Raw genomic sequence first — 21,873 nt, forward strand, 5'->3', positions numbered from 1 at the left:
AATAACTTAACGGAACAAACTAAAAAGGCGCTTAAAGCGCCTATTTAGTTTGTTCCGTTAAGTTTGTTTTAAAGTAAAACTCAACTAGCTAACTAACTAACTACCACAAGATTTACGTATAACCAATTCAGGTGGAATTAAGGTTGTTTTAGCTTCTTCACCACTAATCATCGTCAGTAAAGTATTTACTAATAACTCACCCGCTAATTGGGTATCTTGCTTCACCGTTGTTAGTGGTGGGAAAGTAAAACTGGCAATGGCAATATCATCAAAACCTACCAAAGCAACTTGTTCTGGAATGTCTAGGTTATGCTCTTGTAATGCGCGCATAGTACCGATGGCAATCAAATCACATGCACAACATATGGCGTCAAAATATTCACCATTTGATATTAATTGGCATGCAGCCTGATAACCCGCTTCTTCGGTATAAAGCGCATTAAACTGCAACAGTGGATTCACCACGATGCCATTAGCTTTTAACGACTGACAATAGCCTTTGTAACGTTCAAAGAATTCTGGCGCATGGGTAGAAGCGCTGCCTAAAAAAGCAATATTCTTACGGCCTTTTTTAATGAGATGTTCAGTCATTTCTTTGCCACCTTGGTAGTTATCACAACCTACCGAGATAAGGGGTAAGTTTTTAACTTCAGCCCCCCAGCGAACAAAGTGAGTGCCTTGCTCAAGCAATTTAACTAGTTTCTCTTCGTAGTCAACATAGTCGCCATAACCTAGCAAAATCAAGCCATCGGCTTTATTACTATCTTCAAAATCTGCGTGCCAGTCATCACTTGCTTGTTGAAAAGATACTAATAAGTCATAGCCTTTTTGTGAACAAGCCCGAGTGATACTACCCAACATAGAGAGGAAAAAAGGGTTTATTGCGGAGTCATCATTGGTAGGGTCTTCAAATAACAACAGAGCAATAGTATCACTTTGTTGTGAGCGTAAATTACTGGCATTTTTATCAACCTTGTAATTTAACTCTTTAGCGATGGCTTGGATTTTTTCTCGTGTTGCCTCATTAACTAATGGACTATTTCGCAAAGCTCTTGAGACAGTTGACTGAGAAACCCCAGCCTTATAAGCAATATCAAATGACGTTGATTTTTCTTTCACGTGGCCTACTTAAACAAGTAAAAATAACAATATTGAATATACCTGAGCCACTGTCTTATGTATAGCTAGCAGCGATGTAAACTAGATTAAAACACTGACAGGCTGTTCAAAAAGAGTAGCCAACTAAAGCAGTGTTATGACATAGATTTCTAAGCAATAAAAAACCCAGTAAACAGAAGTGCTGCTTGCTGGGTTTTATTATTAAATTACTATCGAATAATGGAAAATGCTTCACCAATAGTTTTAAATACTTTTTTCTTATTTCACTTAAAAAATAGAGCCTATTTCTAAATGGTATGAACCAATACTGGCATCATCTGAGCTGCTAAAGTCAATCCAAGCTTGCTTATAACTAGCACGGAAAAATAAGCTGTTATCTAACTCATAACGAAAACCTGCTGCAACATTGTATGAAAATCGCTCATCATTATAAGTATTTTGATAACTATCACAGACGTAACCCCACCACGGATCCCACCAACAAATTGAACCTGGCGGTCCTTTAGCAATATTACTATCGACAAAAGCCCAACCAGCACCGGCCTGGAAATAAGGAGTAAATTGTGATGCAAAGACACTATAAACTACGTTAAATTGACTTTCTAACAAGTCCATTTTATGGTTTATTTGATGACTACTACCATCGTCAGCATCAATTAATGTTGCTTGATAACTTGGTGTTGATGAAGAAAAATCAAAGTTAACTAAAATATGTGGGTTTACATTATAACCTAAAGTAAAACCCCAACCATAATCACTCTCAATGTCTGTTTTAGCACCATTTTGGCCATCTACAACACTTGATTGGTTGTTTAACACTTTAAAGCTCGCTTCCCACTTATCACTACGCTTGGTATATTTAGCATTAACATCAGTACTAACCGTACCTGCTAATAGACCAACAACACAGCTAACTATCATTATTTTTGACATTAGCACCTTGTTAAAAAACATTATTATTCCCTTATTTTATTCTTATGCGTTACTACTTTAAGTTTATTGTGCTTTTGTTGCACGAGATACATATTCGCCAGAGCGTGTATCAATACGAACTTTCTCACCAATTTGTACAAACAACGGCACACGAACCACAGCGCCTGTAGCTAAAGTTGCTGGCTTGCCACCAGTACCTGCAGTATCGCCTTTTAAGCCTGGATCAGTTTCAGTGATATCGATTTCAACAAAGTTTGCTGGTGTTACGGTAATTGGCGTGCCATTCCATAAAGTAATGGTACAAATATCACCTTCAACTAACCACTTCATTGTATCGGCTACAGCTTTTTCTTCTGCACCAATTTGCTCAAAAGTTTCGTTGTTCATAAAGTGCCAGAACTCGCCATCCGCGTATAAATAAGCAAGTTCCACTTCCATTACGTCAGCACCTTCAACAGTCTCGCCTGACTTAAAGGTTTTCTCTAATACTTTACCAGAAACTAGTTTACGAATTTTAACCCGGCTAAAGGCTTGGCCTTTACCTGGCTTAACCAATTCATTTTCAAGAATGTTACAAGGTTCGCCATCAAGCATGATTTTAAGTCCAGCTTTGAACTGGTTGGTACTGTAATTAGCCATAATAAGAGTGCTCTTTTATTGATTACTTAGTTATTTAATTGATCTTCACTGGGCTATAACCGTTATAATGGCATAAGTAGCTAGTAAGAGATGTTCAATTGAAATTAGAATTGCCGCAGATAATAACCCAAATTGATCACGATTTGCATCTTTGTGATGAAAAATCATGGCAAAAAGATTTACGTGATGTTGTGACCGAGCCAGAACAACTATTAGCTCTACTTAATATTTCTCCTGATGACTATTTACAACACTTCAAAGCCCGTAAGTTATTTCCTGTTCGTGTTCCTCTTCCTTTTATTAAGCGCATGAAAAAAGGTGACTTTAACGATCCTCTGCTCAAACAAGTTATGCCGCTGTCTAGCGAGTTCTTAATAACAGAGGGTTACTCTTCAGATCCCCTAGAGGAACATGAAACCGTCGCAGAAGGTTTACTGCACAAGTATAAAAACCGCGTATTGATGATAGTAAAATCTGCCTGTGCGGTAAATTGTCGTTATTGCTTTCGCCGTCACTTTCCCTATCAAGATAACAGCCCTAATAAGAAGCGCTGGCAAAGTGCCCTTGATTATATTTCGGCCCATGGTGAAATCAGTGAAGTCATTTTTAGTGGCGGCGATCCATTAATGGCTAATGATGTTCACCTAGCTTGGCTGATCGATAAAATAGAACAAATTCCCCATGTGACACGCCTACGACTTCATACTCGCTTGCCTGTGGTAATTCCTAATCGCATTACCGCAAACCTTGTTGCGCTATTAAAAAATTCACGCTTAAAAGCCACTATGGTTTTACATATCAACCATGCCAATGAAATTAATGATGAACTAAGACAAGCAATTGAACCACTACGCGAGGCACGTATTCCGCTTTTTAACCAAAGTGTACTGTTACGCGGAGTAAATGATAACGCTGAAATATTAAATAACTTATGTGAGAGTTTATTTGATGCTGGCATTCAACCTTACTATCTACACCTGTTTGATGCGGTACAAGGTGCTGCCCATTTTGATGTAACAGAAGCCGATGCTGTAGCTATTGTAAAAGATATGTTGGCTAGTTTACCCGGCTTTATGATGCCCAAATTGGTCAGAGAAATTGCCGGCCAAGCTAACAAAACACCAATCAATCTGGCATAATTGCCTCATTAAAGCCCTATTATCAACATTAGAAGATTTATGACTAAAGCAATTGAACAACAACTAATTGAAAATATATCTGTTATCTTAAAAAAATCGATGACGGCTGATGCAACCTTAGCTGATTTGCGCGAGCAGAAAAAAGCTAGCTTTAAAGCTATTTTCACCACTGATTCACCATTCAAAAGTACTGCTGATACTTTCCAACCTTACGTTGAAGAGATGGCCGATGACCTATTAGCATGGCAAGCGAATAAAGATCAAAGCCAATTAATCGCTTTAGTTAAAAAGATTGAACAACTTTTCACAGTATTGGCTAACTTTGAGCAAAGTTATACTCAGTAACCCTTCAATAAATAGCAGCACAGTTAATAAAGTAAGCAATTATTTGATTGATTACTTTATTAATAATTTATCCTATACCGCTGCATACTTTGAATAAAATTACTCAAGCCCTACTGTGCAACTCTTTCTGCCATGACCTGTACTTTACAATCATGTTCATTGAGTAAAGCCAATATATTCAAGTTTAGTTGGTTGATTTCATCAAGAAACACATCAAAATCAGTAGTTTTTACGTAAGCCAGAATATCCAACTCTAATCCATAAATGGTATATGCTTTAAAATGAGTACGTAGCGGCGATTCAGCTATCATTTCTGTTGTACTAAGCATTGCCCTTACTGCCACTAATAATGCATCAATATTTTCCTTAGGGGTGTCTGCCGCTAAAAATATCTTAGGCCTAAAGGCAATTTTTTCTCGCTCAGAGTAGTTTTCAATATTCATATCAATAAACTTGGCATTGGCAACATAAATTACGGTTCTTTCTAAGGTGCGTATCCGCGTGGAACGTAAACCTATTTCTTCTACCACACCAAAACTATTACCAAAACGACAAAAGTTACCAATTTTAATAGGTGCTGAGGTATATAAGGTAATTGCACCAATAATGTTTTCTACCGTTTTTTGTGCGGCCAAAGCAATAGCTAAACCACCTATACCTAACCCTGCTAATAATGTCGAAGCATTAAAACCTAAGTTTTCCAGCCAATTTAAAGCGGCAATACTGAATATAATAATCTTTATTACTGTACCTGCTGGTCTTAGCAAATACACAGCTAAAGGCTTGTCTTGAGTGATGAATTTTTCTGCCAGTATAGTTTTCATTAAATCAATAAATCTAAAACATACCCAGCACCAAGCAATAATTAATAAAGTACTGCCTTCTGTTACCGCCCTAACAGCAATGGTGATATTGGCTTCATCACGAAAGCTTCGCGCTAAAATCACCGCAATTAATAACGCTACTGGCTCTTTAATAAAGGTTAAAACGTCATCAGATACTTTCTTGTAAACTCTTTTGAGTGTAAAGGCTGTCAACCACGTAAAAACTTTAGCGATGAAGTAATAGATAACCATCATCAAGGTAAAATAAAGCCACTGCCAAAGCATGACTCCAAAAAGATCAATGGCTGGTAATTTTTTAGCTAAAAACTCCCCTAAAGGCGAATATGAATAGCGCTTAAATAAACGTGGGATTTTCTCAACGGTAGCATTTGATATTTTCCAAATTTTAACTTTATCTTCAGCGCGGGGAATGTGCTGTAATAAAATATCTACGTCATTACCTTGGTATTCAACTTGCCCAACCAGATCTCTATAGGAGGGTAGATTATCATTTCTTCGCCCTTCTTGTCGGGCACTAATACTATTTAAATCAACCCATAAAGTTCGATTTAACACCACACCTAACTGCCTCGCTAATTCTTCTTTACCAACCTTAAGGGTTTTCTCCGATAGATTACGGTAATCTAAATAATTAGTAGCTAACGCTAAATCACCTGAGCGCATAGCACGTAAATAACCGGCAATAGCACTACGAGGCTGTCCCCGCTCGAAATCATCTTTTGGAACATTATATTCATCAAAGTTATCGTACTGACTCGCACTTTTTTGCGCTGCTTCTTTTCTATCAAGCATGCTTTTAATGGAGATATCTTCGCCATTATGATTTGATGATTGTGCACTATATGCATTTTGGCTAAAAAGGAACAGAAAAACTAAAACGGTAAGGGAGGCTAATAAACGGTAAAAAGATATTGAATATTGGGCGGGCTTCATTGCGCCTTTTCCTTGCGATAACATAAAGTAATTGAGCAATGATAATAACTTAATTACTTCCTTGAAAATACAATTAGCGGCAATAAAAAAGTCACCATAGTGACTTTTTTATTTGTTTACTTTTTAATTTACTAGCCAATTATTTGCTAACAATCAATTCTTTAAAAGTTTTTTTGAACCAGTCATCAAGCATTTTCTTTTCATAACCTAATGAATCATTGCGGTACTTCAAATTTATACCTGACATGAAATTCATATCTTTTACTACAACTGCTTCGGTTTGAATAACCTTACCATCAGCATCAAGTAGCTGATATGAAAAATTCATTCGAGGCATAAAAATTTGTTTGATAATACGAGTTTGATTAATGCCTCCGACATGTGTGTCACCGGCTAAATCAACATCAGTCACCTCAATTTTTAAGACTTGTCCGTCTGGTAAGCTAGTAGCTAATTTTGCAAAGTGCTCTTCAAGCTTCCTAAAAGTGCGTTCTCTAAATGACTTACGGTTTTCATTGCCTGAATCGATATCACGATAGCTTTCATAATCCTTCCAAGTCACTTCACTACTTGCCGCAAAAGCATTCGGTGTAAGTAATAAAACTGATGTTAATAGTGTAACCATTAAGATAGATTGTTTCATATACAGCCCCTAAAATTATTTTTTCAACATCAGTAAAGCAGAAATTAGCGAGCTAAACCGTGTCAATTTGATACCTAACAGTACTAATTTGTAGCGTAGAACTGCTTCATTACTCGACTTACAATTGCTGCGGTACGTTGTGCTCTTTCTGCTTCATTACTATCTTCATGGGCAAAACCTTGTGCCGCGCCGCGCCAAACCTTTTTGCCAGTATTAGCATCTTCAATATAAATTAAAAAGCTGCCTTTTGTTAAATCATCTCTGCTTGGTAAACCCGGTGAAATCCCAAATTCATCATTGATAGTTTGGTCGGATAAATCACTCGCTAAAGCAATACCAAAACCGACATGAAAAGCTGAGGCTGTGCCATCGCTGGAGTTTTTAAAACCATGGCTCTTTAAATCAGCGATTATGGCATCTGCGTAAAGCTTATATACAGCTTGAGTTTGACTTACTTTTAATGATGTTTCTGTTACATATTTAGGAGCTAAAGAGAACTGGCTACCCGTGGAGTATGAGATAGGAATATCTCGCACACTTGAGATGGCTAATTGATTTTTCTTTGCCTGTGGCTCTTGAGGTACAGTCACACAAGCGCTGACTAAAAAACCACTAAGTAAGGCTATGGCTAAAGTAATATTTTTCTTCATTATTCAATCCTAGAAATATGTATTAACGTTTCAATACTGACCTAATTCTATAATTAAGTATATAAATAGATTAAATTAAAATCTGCAACAGTATGTAATTAAATCATTCTAATATGTTCGGCTTTAAAGCAGCCAGAATTACTATTAGTTTAACTTTTATAGCTAAAAACGTTAGTAGTTAAAGCTAAAATGAAACAAGAAGTAGAACGAAAGCATTTACAATCGTCATAAAAGTGTAACTTTAAAAGATTAAGCTTATTAAACATACTTTTAACATTTGGGGTAGTTTTAATGACAATCAATTTTTCAGGAACATGGCAATCAAACAATAAGCCTCTGATGGTGCAACTAGAGCAATTAGTCATACTGGCGCAGGAAGAGTTTGATATTGAAATATCAATAAGAAAAATGCTGGTCCAAGAAGATTATCGTCAGTTAGTTATTAGTGAATTAAGCCAACTTGGACATCAAGACATTAACTTCATCACCACTTGGTTAAGTGTCACTGAAGTTGTTTCAGAAAAATCAGTAAGCGAAAAATGGTCACATTCGAACAAAGGAGCTTTAGTTTCACTGCTCATTTTTACTTTGTTGATATTGGCTGGTGGCACTTTTTGGTACGGCAACACTGTTGAATTATCAGAGCAACCACAGGTCGCACAATTACCAGATAATAAGAAAACTATTGAAGTTTTGGGTGCTGACGCTACACATAACAATTCAGAGCAATCAACTATCGTTTCACCTCCCATTGATGAAGCGATAATAGAACCGAAAATTAAACCTATGGTTAAGCTAGCAAGTAAAACAGTGTTTCGTTTGCATGGTTCAAATACTATTGGGGAAAAGCTAGCCCCCATGTTGCTGGAAGGTTTTTTAAAACAACAGAACATTAATAACTTCACTTGGAGTCAAAATACACCATTAGAACGAGTATTAAACTACAGCGTTGATGATAAAGATTATGCTATTGAATTAAATTCTCATGGCTCGAGTACCGCTTTTTCTGGGCTAAAAAACAACACTGCCGATATAGGTATGTCTTCTCGTCGAATTAAAAAAAGTGAAGTTGCGCAACTTAGTAATACCTCAGGGTTGTTAAATAAGCTCGGTAATGAACATATTATTGGTTTAGATGGCTTAGCGGTAATTGTTAATCAAAATAATTCTGTTAAGCAACTGTCAGGTATTACACTGGCGAAGATATTTTCTGGTGAAATCAGCAACTGGTCACAAATTGGGGGGACTTCCTTACCTATTAACTTGTATGCCAGAGATCAACATTCAGGTACTTGGGATACTTTTAAAAACCTAGTATTAAAAAAGCATAACAAAAAGCTATCCCCAAAAGCTCAACGATTCGAGTCTAGTTCACAGTTGTCTACTTTGGTATCACAAAATGAAGGCGCCATTGGTTTTATTGGTCTGAACTATGTATTGCACAATAAAGCCCTAGCGATTTCTGCTAGTAAAAATACCAATGCGATTTTCCCAACCCGTTTTACCGTGGGCACCGAAGATTATGCACTTTCAAGACGTCTATACTTTTATACGCCAACATCTGCATCAACTATGGTCAAAGACTTTGCTCAATATGCGTTATCAACCCAAGGCCAGCAGGTAGTTTCACAAGCAGGACTGATTTCACAAAATATAAAATTAGAGCAGGTTTACCCTTTAGCCGGGGCCCCGAAAAAATATCAGCATTATGCCAACACGGCTAAGCGACTTTCATTAAACTTTAGATTTGACTATGCCACCAAGGATCTTGATAACAAAGGCAAGCGTGATTTATTACGCCTTGTTGATTTTATGGAAGAGCAGCAAAGCCGTCGTATCGTTCTTATGGGGTTTTCAGATAGCATTGGTGCCCAAGCCAAAAACAGCAGCTTATCTTTTAAACGAGCAAAATCAGTGGAGCTAGCGCTCACTTCTCGTGGTATCGCTGTCTTAGCGGTTGAAGGTATGGGTGAAGCACTACCTATAGCCAACAATGATACTGAAGATGGTCGAAAACGAAATCGTCGTGTAGAAGTTTGGCTTCTTTAATATTGCAGCTTTAATAATTCTGCAATATTTAGTGATTACAATTATGCCTATTACTAATCAGTGCAGTGCTCGATTGATTGATAACGGGCATAGACAGTCAGTTTCATAAAAGGAGTTAAGGATGTTTAATCTATTATCTAGCCAAACAAGAATGTTAATACTGCTTAGCAAATATTCTAGTCAAGAACTTCAAATTGTTTGTAATAATTTAAAGATGACCATCAAATTGCTTAACCTAAGCACGACAGAGTTATTAGAAAACCGTCGTAATTACGGTGTTTTATTGCCGCAAGTAGAGGTGCTAACAGAGGATCTTGATGCTGTGAATCTACAAGCATTAAACTATGAACAAACATTGTTGAATCCGAATACTCTCATAAAAGTGCTCAATACTTTTTGTTTAACTGAAGCCGTTATCGTTCGAAATAACTTCAACAATTGTTTAGACTTTGTTGCTGAACAGAGTCTGGCGACAGTGCCCATAATAAAGATCGATAAACCGCAGCTGTCAGCTAATGTTGGGAAAAGTAATGTTTCCCCTATTCGCTTAACTGAAATTAAACAACGCTTGAGCCAAGCGGTTAAATCGCCGACCGATAAGCAAGTTCAAATAAAAAACAAATTAAATAACTTACTCACTCAGCCAACAACCACTTCATCAACTGGCGCCAATAAACAAGCATAAGACAACCATGACTTCAATATTCAATGGTTATGATGGAGACTATTCAGCTATAATTTTTGCTACGATTAATACTCAGTAATTTAACTATCAAATTGGTTTACACGATAAAGTAGCTAGTTAAATTGACACTTTTCTGTTGATGCTGGAGAGACCACAACTTCTGCAGCAACCCTGACTTTGACGCAGTTACTTTGCAAATCAAACTTATCTTTTTGTATAACTGAAAAATCGCCCTGATCAGCTGAATGTAAAGAGTACTCATAGGCGGTATTACTGCCTTCAAACATCGCAGTAAATATTCCTCCCACTAGAGCACCTGCTAATGCGCCTGCAATCATATCCTCGTGATTTCCATCTAAGTTATCGATAACGCCAACAGCAGCCCCGCCGACAATGCCGGTTTTAACTTCAGATGAAAGTTCTACCTGATCCCTAGACTCAACCGAAGCATAAAACTCCTTTATTATTTTGTTCTGACTTGCTCGATCCACTCCTTGTGTGGCGCAGCCCATCAAAATAAAGGTAATCATAACTAATAACATTTTCATAAACATATCCTTATTGATTTAGCTTAATAACATTAAAGCTAATCTACTAATAACAATGCAAACTGCCTAGTTGATAATTGTTAAGAAAGTGTACGGTTTCTGTAAGAGCAAATGCGTTATAAATAAAATATTTAAGTATTTTCACTGCTGTTTTATTGAAAAAAAAATCACTCACCAACGTGATGTTTTTTTTGTACTTAATCAATTTTTCCTTATTTAACAACTTATAGTTTGTATTTCCTGCTTGGCGTCGCAGTGGCGACCACACCCAAAGGGGCGTTACACGCCAAATCCCCCTTTGGAATCCCCGTGGCGCTCTACTCAGCAGAACATTCAATCACCAACTAGCGTAAACCACTATTCCTGCCGATTTATCGTCCATGAACAACGGCAGCCCTCGACGTCTACCATTGCTAGTTGGAGATTGAATTGCTGAAATGGGAATAGTTGATTTTGTCAACTGATCAGACTAATTCCAGACAAAGAATTTTTGACCCGTTAGAAATGATAGTACCTCAAAAAACACTAAGTCTGCTTCTTCAAACGCTGGAGTGAAATACAATATTCACGTATTTCCATCAGGGATGATGGCAAAAGTAATGTGGCACATGGATGTGCCTTCATTGCTGTTACGTCGGAGATATTGTGCTGAATTTAGGAATACGTTTGATGCAGCAGCACTGGGGGATTCCAAAGGGGGGCTCGGTGTTTAACTTCCTTTGGGTGCTGTCGCCACCGCAAAAAATTATTTAAATTGACTATTCCCTCATTTATTTAACGATCACTTTTACCACTTTTCAGACATTAGCTTTTATAGCCATTTGGATAGGTTATATTAGATTTTTTATCAATAACGCCTTTTTAAGAGGTAAATAATTGTTGGCTAAAATTAGTAACGATGGAGCAAAAGCCAACTATTTTTTATTCTTTTAAACGACTTATAGCTTTTAGTCCTGCATATGAGCAGAGTAACCTAAAGTACCAGCAGCTTTCCATGATAATTCTGGCGTAGTACAGCTATCATGTGAATAAAAGCGTATTGTTGTATTTTTGTCTGATGCTTTAGCTGCTAGAAGTGTACCGTACAAGGTTCGACAAACTTCACTAGCAACACCATTATAATTTTCGGTATCTTTTATAGAGCAAAGCTGTGCTGCATTTGGGCCACCGACGAGCCCCAAAATCACTACCCCGTTATTAATCTGTAGAGCGAGGCGAGATATCTTCCCTTTACAGTCTACCTCTGCGTTACTACTAGTAGAAATAAGTAAAATTAATAATGCCAATATTCTCATAAAACCCTCCAAAGTGATGATAAAGCTAACAATGTCTTAGTGCACATCTCGAATTAAACCGTCGAAAACTTCTGTTTAAAGCGGTTTTACACAATATTTTTAGTAATTTACCAGTTAGTTTGATTGCATTCAACTTCATTTATAAATTTACATATCGTGCCAAATTCTTAGTCAGTGTATTATTAACAGTAGAGGTTTATCCATTAGAAAAAATATCGTTAATATTTTGAAGCCAACGTCAGAAAAGCGCACGAAGTTGCCATAATCACACAGTTAATAATGGCTTATCTGACCTTCTTAATATCTTTATGAATACTGATAGGCTTTTCCACAAGTGCTTCGATATCAATTGATTAGATATCCCATCAGCAACTAACAAGTTCACATCATCGGCCCTAACCATTGCTGTCGGCTTTAGTCCTCTGCCTGTCTTTCAAGAAGTAGCTGGCGTTCAAACTAGCAATGGCACCTATCATTGTTAACATCAACCTACCCGTTGGTGATTTTGTATCAATACCAAGATTAAGCACCACTAACGAAACACCTTTGCTATCAAGATAATCAACTACTTAGAAAAACAATCATCAAGCACTAAGCCTTAGTACTCAAATAACTTCCAGAAACAAAAAAGCCCGCCGAGGCGAGCTTTTTCAAGTATGTGCTATAAGCAGTTAATGCTTTATGCGTAGGATAAATTGTTTAATTCAAGGCGCTTTTTAGTGACGTTTAATTTTTCTTAAACGAGCTATAAAGCAACGAAGAAGTTAGCAATTTAGACCAGCATAAATTACATCATACCGCCCATATCCCACCAAGCCCCTAAGATAGCGTTACATAAGGCTTTATGGCATTATATCTGTCTACATTCCTGACTACAAAGCTGACTACATGCCATCAACTGACACTAAATATCTAAAACTACGCGGTAATGTTTGGCACTACCAAAGGCGCATCCCAAAAGACCTTTTAGACCAGTTTGATGGCGAGACCACTATCTCTGAAAGCCTTGGTACTGGTGATATACGAGATGCAAGACTTCAACGAGACATTATTAACGGAAAGCTTCAGGAGCGTAAATTTAATGCCCCTAATAAAAATAGGCATCGATTCCTTGAGCTCGTTCAGTCCATGGCTGAGCGCAAGAAAAACGACCCTGAATACTGGGACGAACCTTACGATATAGATGAAGTGCTTAAAACAGGAAAAGACCCACTCCTGAGTGATAATGAACAACAAGAGAATAGTGGTGAAATATTTATTAATGCCTATACAACGGTAAGCGAATACAAAAACCAAAGCCATAAGTACCGAATTACTTTAAAAGAAGCCCTGACAAACTGGAGCCGCCAAAAGAGGAAGGCTATTTCAGCAGATAGCAAACTCAAGGCTAATAAATCTGTTGATGAATTTTTAAAGTCTCTCAAGTTATATGACATTCAACTTGAAGACATATCAAAAAGACAAGTTTATAACTATATTGGACTACTGATGAGTAAGCACGCCACCTCAACGGCAAGAAGCTACATCAGTCGCTTACGCTCAATCTGGAATTACTGCGAACAATTAAGTGAAGTAACGACAGCATGTCCATTCGATGGCCATTCATTCGCTGGTGGTACTGAAAAACAAAAAAAACTACCTTTTAATGAACAAGAAGTAAGACAGATAAGGGTGCTCATGGCTGATGAGGAACCTATAAGGCAATTACTAGTTAAATTGGCTGTATTTACTGGCTGTCGAATATCAGAGTTATGCAACTTACAAGCGAGACACGTTGAATATAAGCAAGGAGTCCACGCTATTTTCATTGAGAAGGGGAAGACCGATGCTGCAACACGGATAGTGCCACTAACAGATGAACTTGGTCAAAGGCTAAGAGCAATAGCTGAAACTAAAGGTGGAAACGAGTTGTTACTTGGCCTAGACGGAAAGAAAATGAGCCGATGGTTTTCACGAATTAAAACAGCTCATATATCAACTGATTCAGCTAAAACCTTTCATTCATTTCGTAAAATGTTTACCACTGCAATGCAAAGGTCAGGAGTCCTTGAAGCGGATGCTGCGCCAATTCTAGGGCATTCACGAGGTAATTGTATGACTTATGGTTATTATTCTGATGGATATACGCTGCCACAACTCAAAGCGTTTTACGACCAAGGTATAGCGCATATTATTTGGTAGAATGGGGGTCAGCTGACCCCCTAGTGTTAGCAGTTACAAAATATAAAGCCAATATTGTTAAACTTTACTCGTCATCGTCATCACTATCTGAGTTAACAGAGTCAGAATTTCCTGTCCCCTCGCAGTAACTGCACCCGCTTCCACCACAGTCGCTACACAGACCTTGAGATTCAAAAATAGCGCCTTCTTCACGTGTATAAGCCATACCGTAATTCCCCCCCTTAATATAAGTAATCTAAAGTTTAGGAAAGGATTGGCCATTGCACAACTTGAGGTTCTCAATAGGGTCTACCTAGTGATAATACCTTGCCAAAACAACAAAACCCACTCTAAAGACATGCTTTAAGGTGGGTTTTATATTTATCACAAGGGTATAGCCTTTTGGTGCAACAGCTAACCAATTGAATTAATCATTGAGTAAAGATTCAAAGCACTTGATTATTTCCAAAGGAATAAACTCAGGTGACTCAAACATGATAGGGTCAATTATAGCCTTTAATAGCTTAATACTATTGTTGTACCTACCTAGTTCTGGAAAAGCAGCCCTGACCATACCTTCAAGTTCATGGCCTTGCATGTGAAGGTAACTCTTTGAAATGCTAAGCTGGATTCCGCCATAATAAGTAACGTCGATGCTATCTTCTAAATTAACGTTCTTACCAATAATTTTTTGCTGAACCTTGTTGACCGCTTCTTGAAGTGTAGCATTATCTAAATTCACAAGCTGGCTATGAGCTACCTCACTTATTAAGCCATAATTTTGATATAGCCCCCTATTATCTCTAATAAGCAGTGACATTAAGAGTAGTGGGTCTAATAATAAATTCTCAATAGCATATCGCTTACCTTGACCAAGAATATATAATCGCTCTTGAGGTTCGTTTGTTGTGTCCCAATCCAGAAGACCATACACAGACTCATTACCGCCATCGCGTAACGACTTCACTATTGCCTTAACTTTATCACAACCCCCATTATCCTCTCGACCATCACTCTTTTTGCGGCCTACCCCCATGAATATCAAGGAACGTTCACTGTTAAGAATTTTTGATAATGTTCGGTATAACAGATCATAGCGCTCTGCATCAAGGTGGCTTTCAACAAAAACCTGCCTTCGTCCATCAAAACTAATAGCCAACGTAGGGACTTCAGCAGTTAAAGAGGAAATTGCTTGCCTCTTATTGACCTTCTCAAGACCTAAATTACCTGAGTTCAGTAAGTAAACAGCTTCTTCTGGAGCAACTGCTACTGTAGATGGCGAGTGTGTGGTCATAATGACATGAATTCCCAGCTCCCCCACTAAAGTATTTATAATGACTTTCATTAGTTGTTTTGACATTGACGGATGCAATGTTGCATCCACCTCATCAAAAAGAAGAACTTTAGGCTGATTAGGGGCATTTAGGGAGCCTTTTGCATTGTAGATACAAAAAGCAAATGACATTAGGATTTTTTCACCTGATGACAACTGAGCAAAATTAACTTCATTTCCAGAGCTTTTCTTAGTTAGAACAGTTGAGAAAGTTGAAGTAACATACCCTTCTGGTTTGCTGATTTCAAAGTCTAATTCTGCATCTTCGAGTAAGCGGTTAACAAAGTCCCATGGCGGTTTCCCGTATGTTTCTATGAATTTCTCATTACTTAAATATCTAACCCCCTTTACACCATCTTTATGGTCTAACTCTTTTAATTTATTAAGCTTTACAAGTTCATGGTATCTAAGAAAAACCTCTGAAAATGTCTGCTGAAATAAACTTCCACCATTGAAGTTAAGAAAATGGCTGAATAAATCTTCTTCTGTTAACTTGAGAAATTGACTAGGAGCTAACTTCGCAAGTTTAGAAAGCCCACCATCACTTTGTATAATATTATTAACTACAGCTGAAGTGGTAGAGTTGATCTGATTGAACACCTGCTCTTTGTCATGGCTTGTACCAAGTAATAACTCCCCCAATTCATCTTTATCTAAATGAGCAAGTTCCCATATATCTCCTTCAACCCTGTCAGTTAAACCAAACTGAGAAGCAATACCTAAAAGCTGCGGCCTGTGAGCATCTAGCATCTGCTTCTTTCGTGTAGAAATATTCGTAATGCCTTGAAATATAGCTTGGCTATTAGCAGTGTTTGCCTTATTAGGAATCAATGTATTCCAATCAAATAAGGCAATATTTTGTTGAAACTGCGGGGCAATATCTATAGCTATCTTCCCTGTATTGATAGCTTGAAGCATATGACTTTTCCCTGAGCCATTACGCCCAGTAACCAATGAAAATTTAGGAAGATTAACTTCAGGAAATTGGGTTATTGATAGGTGATGTGACTTAAAAGTTAACTTCAAAATATTTAGCCTTGTTTAATCCATTTTTAGCAAGTATGACAACAAGGTAACATAATAAAAGCACATTAAAAAAGAGCAACTAACCCTTTTTAACGATTCTATATATGCTTGATAGGCTAATACTTAATTTATCAGCTATTTTGCTCTTAGAGAGACCTTCAGCAATCAAGCTATGCACTTCGGTTGCCTTAGCTACTGCCGTTGGCTTTCGTCCTAAGTACTTACCCTTTTGCTTAGCCAGAGCAATACCTTCAGCCTGACGTTCTAGCAGAAGCTGGCGCTCAAAACTAGCAACTGCACCTATCATGGTTAGCATCAACCTGCCTGTCGGTGATGAGGTATCAATGCCGAGGTTTAACACCTGAAGTGATACCTTTTTGTCATCAAGGTACTCTACTATTTCAAGTAAATGCTTTGTGTTCCGCGCCAGCCTACATAACTTAGTCACTTTGACGATATCGCCATCACGAACATAATCGAGCATCCTATCAAGCTCTATACGTTCAGTTTTAGCACCTGACTCCTTTTCCTTAAAGATCTTATCGCAAGCATCTAGAGCGACCATCTGTGCCTCTAGAGACTGTCCTGCTGTACTTACTCGTGCATAGCCTACGACTGTCATACATTCCCCTTAAACCAGCCCTTGGCTGGTTAGTGTTCCCATTTGATATTAGTTATGTTGCTAACAATTACTTACTGTCATTGGCTTTGATAATTAACCAGTATTTCTATCACGATGGCTAATGCTGATATTACTGCTGCAACAACTATTTTGATTAATGATTCATTCATATCTGTATCCTATTTTTATTAGTGTTCGACTTACAAACTGGTCGTTTATTTATGTTCAACGCCTGCTTGCTACTTTCGAGTGTTCGCTCACCTTTCAACTGCAAACTTAGGTAAATCCACCTCATGTAACTTATAGCTAAGTTGTTGTAATAAGTTGAATTAACACTACCGATCGTGTGCATCAGGTTTCTTTAAAGGTCGTTACTGTTCAACAGACATTAAAATATATGTGAACAAACACATACAAGGAGTTCACCATGTTCACGAAAAGGATTACTAGGCAAAAGCGCCAGCAAATCATCTCACTAAGAGATAAGAATTACGCACATAAGTACATAGCTGAGAAGGTTGGCTGTCACCGCAACACCGTTGGCAAGATTCTTAAGCAAGAGGGCTTAGCGTAATGATAAATAAAGCACTTAAACACTATGGCTTTAACAAAGATAATGACATTCGTTACGAATACCCTAACGGTTATGGCAAGCATAAGAAAAAGGTAGTGCTAACCGTTTACCAGTGTGAACCTGTTGTCGAAGTCTACCTCGATGACATAAATTTTACGGTAATCGACATCGCTAGTCTTACTTTGCTTGAATCAAACGCCTTCATTGCCCACAGAAGAAATGATGGTCAACTTTGCGCTAGAGCAAATGGGGAAAGCAGAGCTTATTTACACCGTCTTATAGTTAAACCTAGCAATACGCTACAAGTCGACCATATCAACCACTGTCCGCTTGATAATAGACTGAGTAACCTAAGGGAATGCTCTGCCAAGCAAAATAATATTGCTAAGCGAAATAGTAGAATCAACAGAGTATTAAATACTGGCTTAATTGGTGTTTCCCATCTCAATGAAGAAAGCGATGAACCCGCTATCTATATGGTAGTACACCCAATTGACGGCTTTTATCCTGACAAGTTTACTTGTGAACATGAAGCAGCCCAATTTAGAGATGAGCGTTTCGAGTGTTTTTTCATGGGAAAATACCATGATGGACAGTGGTTCACTTTAAACTTCATCAACTGGAACTTTGAACCCGAAGAACGCAGTGTTACATCCGATGCTGCTAGGGACTATGATGGCTACATGGGATGGATTTGCCAAAAACAGATTGATGATGGTATAGAGTGGCTAAAACAGCAACACTGGGCGAAGTCTTTTTACGATTCTTTTATCGCTAAGTACGAAGATGATGATTAATTATCACCTTTTTTAAGTTACCCACCATAGGTGTCTATATATATATGTGTGTAACCCTAAAAAATTACGTCACAAAGTTACAAATCACCTCTAGCCCTTTTCAAACCTAGTGCTAAGGCTGTTACAAACTTGGAACTTGCTGTAACTTTGTAACGCATCAAAGTATTTAAGACATAAAAAAAGGTGCCGTAGTCTTCAACTAAGCACCCTTTCCTGTCTACATCTGTGTCTACAAAGTTCTACAACCCTTTGATTTTAAAGGGCTGAAAGCTTAATAGGTGGCTTACATCATACCGCCCATGCCACCCATACCACCCATGCCGCCCATATCAGGCATAGCTGGAGAAGCATCTTGAGGAGCATCAGTAATCATAGCTTCAGTAGTTAGCATTAAGCCAGCAATTGACGCTGCAAATTGTAGTGCGCTACGTGTTACTTTAGTTGGGTCTAAAATCCCCATTTCTAACATATCACCGTAAGTGCTGTTACCAGCATTGTAACCGAAGTTACCTTTACCGTTACGTACTTCGTTAAGCACTACTGATGATTCATCACCACAGTTAGCTACGATTTGACGAAGTGGTGCTTCCATCGCGCGGATAGCAACGTTAATACCGTGAGTTTGGTCTTCGTTAGCACCTTCTAAATCTTTAATTGCTTCTGCAACACGAACTAAGGCAACACCACCACCGGCAACAACACCTTCTTCTACTGCAGCACGTGTTGCATGTAGTGCATCTTCAACGCGGAATTTTTTCTCTTTCATTTCAATTTCAGTGGCAGCACCGATTTTGATAACGGCAACACCGCCAGCTAACTTAGCTAGACGCTCTTGTAGTTTTTCTTTATCGTAATCTGAAGATGAATCTTCAATTTGACCACGAATTTGGCTAACACGTGCTTTAATGTCAGCATCTTCACCAATACCATCAATAATGATAGTGGTGTCTTTAGAGATAACTACACGTTTAGCTTGACCTAAATCTTCTAAAGTAGTTTTTTCAAGCTCCATGCCTATTTCTTCAGAAATTACCGTACCAGCAGTTAAAGTGGCAACATCTTGTAGCATTGCTTTACGACGGTCGCCAAAGCCAGGTGCTTTAACAGCAGCAACTTTAACTATACCGCGCATGTTGTTAACTACTAGTGTAGCTAAGGCTTCGCCTTCAACATCTTCAGCAATAATTAATAATGGCTTGCCTGCTTTAGCAACACCTTCAAGCGTGGTTAATAATTCACGAATGTTAGATACTTTCTTATCAACCAAAAGAATGAAAGGATTTTCTAATTCAACACTACCATTTTCTTGATTATTGATGAAATATGGAGATAAATAACCACGGTCGAATTGCATACCTTCAACAACGTCAAGCTCATCTGTAAGCGCTTGACCTTCTTCAACAGTAATAACTCCTTCAGTGCCAACTTTATCCATTGCTGTAGCAATGATTTGACCAACAGTTTCATCTGAGTTAGCAGAGATAGTACCTACTTGCTCAATCGCTTTGTTGTCAGTTACTGGTGTAGAGTTATCTTTTAATGCAGCAACTGCTGCAACTACAGCTTTGTCGATACCACGTTTAATATCCATTGGGTTCATGCCAGCTGCAATAGATTTTAGACCTTCGTTAACAATGGCTTGTGCTAAAACAGTTGCAGTAGTAGTACCGTCACCGGCTTCGTCATTGGCTTTAGAAGCTACTTCTTTCACCATTTGTGCGCCCATGTTCTCAAACTTGTCTTCAAGTTCAATTTCTTTAGCAACAGTAACGCCATCTTTAGTAATTGTTGGACCACCAAAAGATTTATCAAGTACAACATTACGGCCTTTAGGACCTAAAGTTACTTTTACCGCGTCTGCTAATACATTTACACCACGTAGCATTTTTGCTCGTGCGTCATTTCCAAATAATACGTCTTTTGCAGCCATGTTATTTATTCCTATAATTTTGTTTATTTATAAAATAATTAATGTTGAATCTATGCACTCAAGCAGCTTTTTCATTAAGCTAATTCGCTTAAGAGCAAAGAAGAAGCACGGAGCTGACGCTAGTCAGTGAGTACTTCTGATGCCGACCTTAAGATGAAAGAGCGACATTGAAAATTTCTGCGACTATTCTACTATTGCAAGAATGTCTGATTCAGAAAGGATAAGTACTTCATCACCATCAATTTTTTCTGTTTTAACGCCGTAACCTTCAGAGAAGATCACTTGGTCGCCAATTTTTACGTCTAATGCACGTACTTCACCGTTTTCTAAAATACGGCCATTACCTACTGCAATAACTTCACCGCGGGTAGACTTTTCAGCTGCACTACCCATTAATACGATACCGCCTTCTGATTTTGTCTCTGCGTCTTTACGTTTTACGATTACACGATCGTGTAGTGGGCGAATAGCCATGTGTATTTCTCCAAAAATGATTCTGTTGTATAAAGTAGTGATTAAATTAACGAACAAGCATTTAACACTAATCGTTGTTGCTAATAGAAATGGGGATAAAAAAAGCCGACACAAGGTCAGCTTTAACTTATTTGTACTCTTTGTTTACTTTACATTTAATCTTTACGCTTGAACTCACCTTCTAAGGTCTCACCTTGGTGATGCGAAAGTGGCTCATTGGCTGAAGCTCTCGACGAAGAAAATGGCTCGCTGGTAGTTTCATGCTGATAAACATTACCTTGAGCGTCATGATGAAATGCTGCGCCTGCACCAAGTTGATTGACCTTGATATGCTTTTGTACTTGCTGGGCTATAGCAGTACGTACCGCAGGCACCAATAACAATAAACCGAAAATATCGGTAACAAATCCAGGAGTAACCAATAAAACACCCGCCACTAATAACATTAAACCGGTAACTATTTCGCCCGATGGCATCTCGCCTTGTGCCATTCTAGCTTGAACAGACTGTAAAGTAGCTAAGCCTTGTTGGCGGACATATTTAGCCCCCAGCCACGCACTCAAAATAACAATCGCCACAGTTGGCCAAATCCCAAGAAGCGCGCCCACTTGCATAATTACAGCTATTTCGATGATAGGGATGATGATAAAAAGTACAAACAATAGTTGAAACATAATGATTCCTTATTTTCTATGAAACTTATATTGGGCTAAACAGGTCTTTTTCAAGGTCTGAAGTTTTGTAGTAATATTAACCCTAAGTTTTCCTCAATACTCAGGGTATACTATCAACAAGAGCACTGCGAGAAGGTAACAAAATTGTATCAATTAGTATTAACAACATGCCCAGATGATACCGTAGCCCAAAATATTGCTCAGCACTTGGTTACTGAAAAACTTGCTGCCTGCGTTAATATCATCGCTAATGTTACCTCGGTATATTGTTGGCAAGATGAGTTGCAATGCGACAGTGAAGTACAATTACTGATTAAAACCGATGAAAATAAATTCGCCGCGTTAAACAAGCGAATTAATCAATTACACCCGTATGATGTGGTGGAAGTTATTGCCTTGAATATCCAGCAAGGTGATAAACATTATTTAAACTGGATCACCAATTCTTTGAAGTAGGCTT

The 21,873-nt window shown here is 38.1% G+C and carries 21 protein-coding genes and 1 pseudogene; 8 read left to right on the forward strand and 14 right to left on the reverse strand.

What is annotated here, in order from left to right; all coding sequences use genetic code 11:
- Positions 1-96: 96 nt before the first annotated feature.
- The 3 genes from GAB14E_RS11890 to efp form a co-directional block, all read right to left on the reverse strand.
- A complete protein-coding gene (locus tag GAB14E_RS11890) occupies positions 97-1,119 on the reverse strand; it encodes a LacI family DNA-binding transcriptional regulator (RefSeq protein WP_033082317.1) in 1,023 nt (340 codons plus the stop codon).
- Positions 1,120-1,386: 267 nt separating this feature from the next.
- Complete coding sequence (locus tag GAB14E_RS11885; protein ID WP_231562034.1) at positions 1,387-2,052, reverse strand: outer membrane beta-barrel protein; 666 nt, start codon at positions 2,050-2,052, stop codon at positions 1,387-1,389.
- 63 nt (positions 2,053-2,115) lie between these two features.
- Positions 2,116-2,691 (reverse strand): elongation factor P, encoded by a 576-nt coding sequence (gene efp, locus GAB14E_RS11880; protein ID WP_033082319.1) that lies wholly within the window; start codon positions 2,689-2,691, stop codon positions 2,116-2,118.
- Between the two features lie 98 nt (positions 2,692-2,789).
- Here efp and epmB point away from each other — a divergent pair, with 98 nt between their 5' ends.
- Positions 2,790-3,830, forward strand: a complete 1,041-nt coding sequence (epmB, locus tag GAB14E_RS11875) for an EF-P beta-lysylation protein EpmB (protein WP_231562035.1) — start codon at positions 2,790-2,792, stop codon at positions 3,828-3,830.
- Positions 3,831-3,869: 39 nt separating this feature from the next.
- Complete coding sequence (locus tag GAB14E_RS11870; RefSeq protein WP_033082320.1) at positions 3,870-4,175, forward strand: hypothetical protein; 306 nt, start codon at positions 3,870-3,872, stop codon at positions 4,173-4,175.
- Between the two features lie 110 nt (positions 4,176-4,285).
- On the opposite strand, the gene GAB14E_RS11865 is transcribed toward GAB14E_RS11870, so the two are convergent.
- The 3 genes from GAB14E_RS11865 to GAB14E_RS11855 all read right to left on the reverse strand — a co-directional run bounded on the left by GAB14E_RS11865 (position 4,286) and on the right by GAB14E_RS11855 (position 7,246).
- A complete protein-coding gene (locus GAB14E_RS11865) occupies positions 4,286-5,953 on the reverse strand; it encodes a mechanosensitive ion channel family protein (RefSeq protein ID WP_033082352.1) in 1,668 nt (555 codons plus the stop codon).
- Positions 5,954-6,092: 139 nt separating this feature from the next.
- Positions 6,093-6,596: a DUF3016 domain-containing protein gene (locus GAB14E_RS11860; protein ID WP_033082321.1), complete on the reverse strand. Its 504-nt coding sequence runs from the start codon at positions 6,594-6,596 to the stop codon at positions 6,093-6,095.
- Between the two features lie 83 nt (positions 6,597-6,679).
- The gene (locus GAB14E_RS11855; RefSeq protein WP_033082322.1) at positions 6,680-7,246 is read right to left on the reverse strand and encodes a DUF4136 domain-containing protein; all 567 of its coding nucleotides are present in this window, start codon (positions 7,244-7,246) and stop codon (positions 6,680-6,682) included.
- 291 nt (positions 7,247-7,537) lie between these two features.
- Here GAB14E_RS11855 and GAB14E_RS11850 point away from each other — a divergent pair, with 291 nt between their 5' ends.
- Positions 7,538-9,295, forward strand: a complete 1,758-nt coding sequence (locus GAB14E_RS11850; protein ID WP_231562036.1) for a substrate-binding domain-containing protein — start codon at positions 7,538-7,540, stop codon at positions 9,293-9,295.
- 121 nt (positions 9,296-9,416) lie between these two features.
- Positions 9,417-9,980, forward strand: a complete 564-nt coding sequence (locus GAB14E_RS11845) for a hypothetical protein (RefSeq protein ID WP_033082323.1) — start codon at positions 9,417-9,419, stop codon at positions 9,978-9,980.
- A 113-nt stretch (positions 9,981-10,093) separates the two neighbouring features.
- On the opposite strand, the gene GAB14E_RS11840 is transcribed toward GAB14E_RS11845, so the two are convergent.
- The 3 genes and pseudogenes from GAB14E_RS11840 to GAB14E_RS24845 form a co-directional block, all read right to left on the reverse strand.
- The gene (locus GAB14E_RS11840) at positions 10,094-10,528 is read right to left on the reverse strand and encodes a hypothetical protein (protein ID WP_033082324.1); all 435 of its coding nucleotides are present in this window, start codon (positions 10,526-10,528) and stop codon (positions 10,094-10,096) included.
- Between the two features lie 947 nt (positions 10,529-11,475).
- Positions 11,476-11,823: a hypothetical protein gene (locus tag GAB14E_RS11835; protein WP_033082325.1), complete on the reverse strand. Its 348-nt coding sequence runs from the start codon at positions 11,821-11,823 to the stop codon at positions 11,476-11,478.
- A 395-nt stretch (positions 11,824-12,218) separates the two neighbouring features.
- Positions 12,219-12,377 (reverse strand): annotated as a pseudogene (locus tag GAB14E_RS24845) (recombinase family protein); the annotation flags it as partial.
- Positions 12,378-12,711: 334 nt separating this feature from the next.
- Here GAB14E_RS24845 and GAB14E_RS11830 point away from each other — a divergent pair.
- Positions 12,712-14,004, forward strand: a complete 1,293-nt coding sequence (locus GAB14E_RS11830) for a tyrosine-type recombinase/integrase (RefSeq protein WP_033082326.1) — start codon at positions 12,712-12,714, stop codon at positions 14,002-14,004.
- 406 nt (positions 14,005-14,410) lie between these two features.
- Here the strand turns inward: GAB14E_RS11830 and GAB14E_RS11825 are convergent, their stop codons facing one another.
- Together GAB14E_RS11825 and GAB14E_RS11820 are read right to left on the reverse strand one after the other, a co-directional pair.
- Positions 14,411-16,234, reverse strand: a complete 1,824-nt coding sequence (locus GAB14E_RS11825; protein ID WP_033082328.1) for an AAA family ATPase — start codon at positions 16,232-16,234, stop codon at positions 14,411-14,413.
- A gap of 187 nt (positions 16,235-16,421) precedes the next feature.
- The gene (locus tag GAB14E_RS11820; RefSeq protein WP_033082329.1) at positions 16,422-16,964 is read right to left on the reverse strand and encodes a recombinase family protein; all 543 of its coding nucleotides are present in this window, start codon (positions 16,962-16,964) and stop codon (positions 16,422-16,424) included.
- Positions 16,965-17,391: 427 nt separating this feature from the next.
- On the opposite strand from GAB14E_RS11820, the gene GAB14E_RS24850 reads away from it, so the two are divergent.
- A complete protein-coding gene (locus tag GAB14E_RS24850; RefSeq protein ID WP_156115726.1) occupies positions 17,392-17,538 on the forward strand; it encodes a helix-turn-helix domain-containing protein in 147 nt (48 codons plus the stop codon).
- Positions 17,538-18,335 (forward strand): HNH endonuclease, encoded by a 798-nt coding sequence (locus GAB14E_RS11815; RefSeq protein ID WP_033082330.1) that lies wholly within the window; start codon positions 17,538-17,540, stop codon positions 18,333-18,335. Before GAB14E_RS24850 ends, GAB14E_RS11815 begins: the two co-directional genes overlap by 1 nt.
- A 283-nt stretch (positions 18,336-18,618) precedes the next feature.
- On the opposite strand, the gene groL is transcribed toward GAB14E_RS11815, so the two are convergent.
- From groL to GAB14E_RS11800, 3 genes are all read right to left on the reverse strand, one after another.
- The gene (gene groL / locus GAB14E_RS11810; RefSeq protein ID WP_033082331.1) at positions 18,619-20,265 is read right to left on the reverse strand and encodes a chaperonin GroEL; all 1,647 of its coding nucleotides are present in this window, start codon (positions 20,263-20,265) and stop codon (positions 18,619-18,621) included.
- Between the two features lie 183 nt (positions 20,266-20,448).
- Positions 20,449-20,739: a co-chaperone GroES gene (locus GAB14E_RS11805; protein WP_033082332.1), complete on the reverse strand. Its 291-nt coding sequence runs from the start codon at positions 20,737-20,739 to the stop codon at positions 20,449-20,451.
- Between the two features lie 155 nt (positions 20,740-20,894).
- Entirely contained in the window at positions 20,895-21,413 is a 519-nt protein-coding gene (locus tag GAB14E_RS11800) for an FxsA family protein (protein WP_033082333.1), read from the reverse strand.
- 144 nt (positions 21,414-21,557) lie between these two features.
- On the opposite strand from GAB14E_RS11800, the gene cutA reads away from it, so the two are divergent.
- Complete coding sequence (cutA, locus tag GAB14E_RS11795; RefSeq protein WP_033082334.1) at positions 21,558-21,869, forward strand: divalent-cation tolerance protein CutA; 312 nt, start codon at positions 21,558-21,560, stop codon at positions 21,867-21,869.
- Positions 21,870-21,873: the final 4 nt, after the last annotated feature.

This window comes from Colwellia psychrerythraea (assembly GCF_000764185.1).
Classification (GTDB): Bacteria; Pseudomonadota; Gammaproteobacteria; order Enterobacterales; family Alteromonadaceae; genus Colwellia; species Colwellia psychrerythraea_B.

What these genes read in the sequence shown, in the direction of transcription:
- GAB14E_RS11850 (WP_231562036.1), top strand. Translation starts at nt 7,538, where the DNA reads ATGACAATCAATTTTTCAGGAACATGGCAATCAAACAATAAGCCTCTG.
- GAB14E_RS11870 (WP_033082320.1), top strand. Translation starts at nt 3,870, where the DNA reads ATGACTAAAGCAATTGAACAACAACTAATTGAAAATATATCTGTTATC.
- GAB14E_RS24850 (WP_156115726.1), top strand. Translation starts at nt 17,392, where the DNA reads ATGTTCACGAAAAGGATTACTAGGCAAAAGCGCCAGCAAATCATCTCA.
- GAB14E_RS11830 (WP_033082326.1), top strand. Translation starts at nt 12,712, where the DNA reads ATGCCATCAACTGACACTAAATATCTAAAACTACGCGGTAATGTTTGG.
- GAB14E_RS11800 (WP_033082333.1), bottom strand. Translation starts at nt 21,413, where the DNA reads ATGTTTCAACTATTGTTTGTACTTTTTATCATCATCCCTATCATCGAA.
- GAB14E_RS11840 (WP_033082324.1), bottom strand. Translation starts at nt 10,528, where the DNA reads ATGAAAATGTTATTAGTTATGATTACCTTTATTTTGATGGGCTGCGCC.
- GAB14E_RS11865 (WP_033082352.1), bottom strand. Translation starts at nt 5,953, where the DNA reads ATGAAGCCCGCCCAATATTCAATATCTTTTTACCGTTTATTAGCCTCC.
- GAB14E_RS11835 (WP_033082325.1), bottom strand. Translation starts at nt 11,823, where the DNA reads ATGAGAATATTGGCATTATTAATTTTACTTATTTCTACTAGTAGTAAC.
- GAB14E_RS11815 (WP_033082330.1), top strand. Translation starts at nt 17,538, where the DNA reads ATGATAAATAAAGCACTTAAACACTATGGCTTTAACAAAGATAATGAC.
- GAB14E_RS11820 (WP_033082329.1), bottom strand. Translation starts at nt 16,964, where the DNA reads ATGACAGTCGTAGGCTATGCACGAGTAAGTACAGCAGGACAGTCTCTA.
- GAB14E_RS11805 (WP_033082332.1), bottom strand. Translation starts at nt 20,739, where the DNA reads ATGGCTATTCGCCCACTACACGATCGTGTAATCGTAAAACGTAAAGAC.
- GAB14E_RS11860 (WP_033082321.1), bottom strand. Translation starts at nt 6,596, where the DNA reads ATGAAACAATCTATCTTAATGGTTACACTATTAACATCAGTTTTATTA.
- efp (WP_033082319.1), bottom strand. Translation starts at nt 2,691, where the DNA reads ATGGCTAATTACAGTACCAACCAGTTCAAAGCTGGACTTAAAATCATG.
- GAB14E_RS11825 (WP_033082328.1), bottom strand. Translation starts at nt 16,234, where the DNA reads ATGCTTCAAGCTATCAATACAGGGAAGATAGCTATAGATATTGCCCCG.
- GAB14E_RS11885 (WP_231562034.1), bottom strand. Translation starts at nt 2,052, where the DNA reads ATGTCAAAAATAATGATAGTTAGCTGTGTTGTTGGTCTATTAGCAGGT.
- GAB14E_RS11855 (WP_033082322.1), bottom strand. Translation starts at nt 7,246, where the DNA reads ATGAAGAAAAATATTACTTTAGCCATAGCCTTACTTAGTGGTTTTTTA.
- GAB14E_RS11845 (WP_033082323.1), top strand. Translation starts at nt 9,417, where the DNA reads ATGTTTAATCTATTATCTAGCCAAACAAGAATGTTAATACTGCTTAGC.
- groL (WP_033082331.1), bottom strand. Translation starts at nt 20,265, where the DNA reads ATGGCTGCAAAAGACGTATTATTTGGAAATGACGCACGAGCAAAAATG.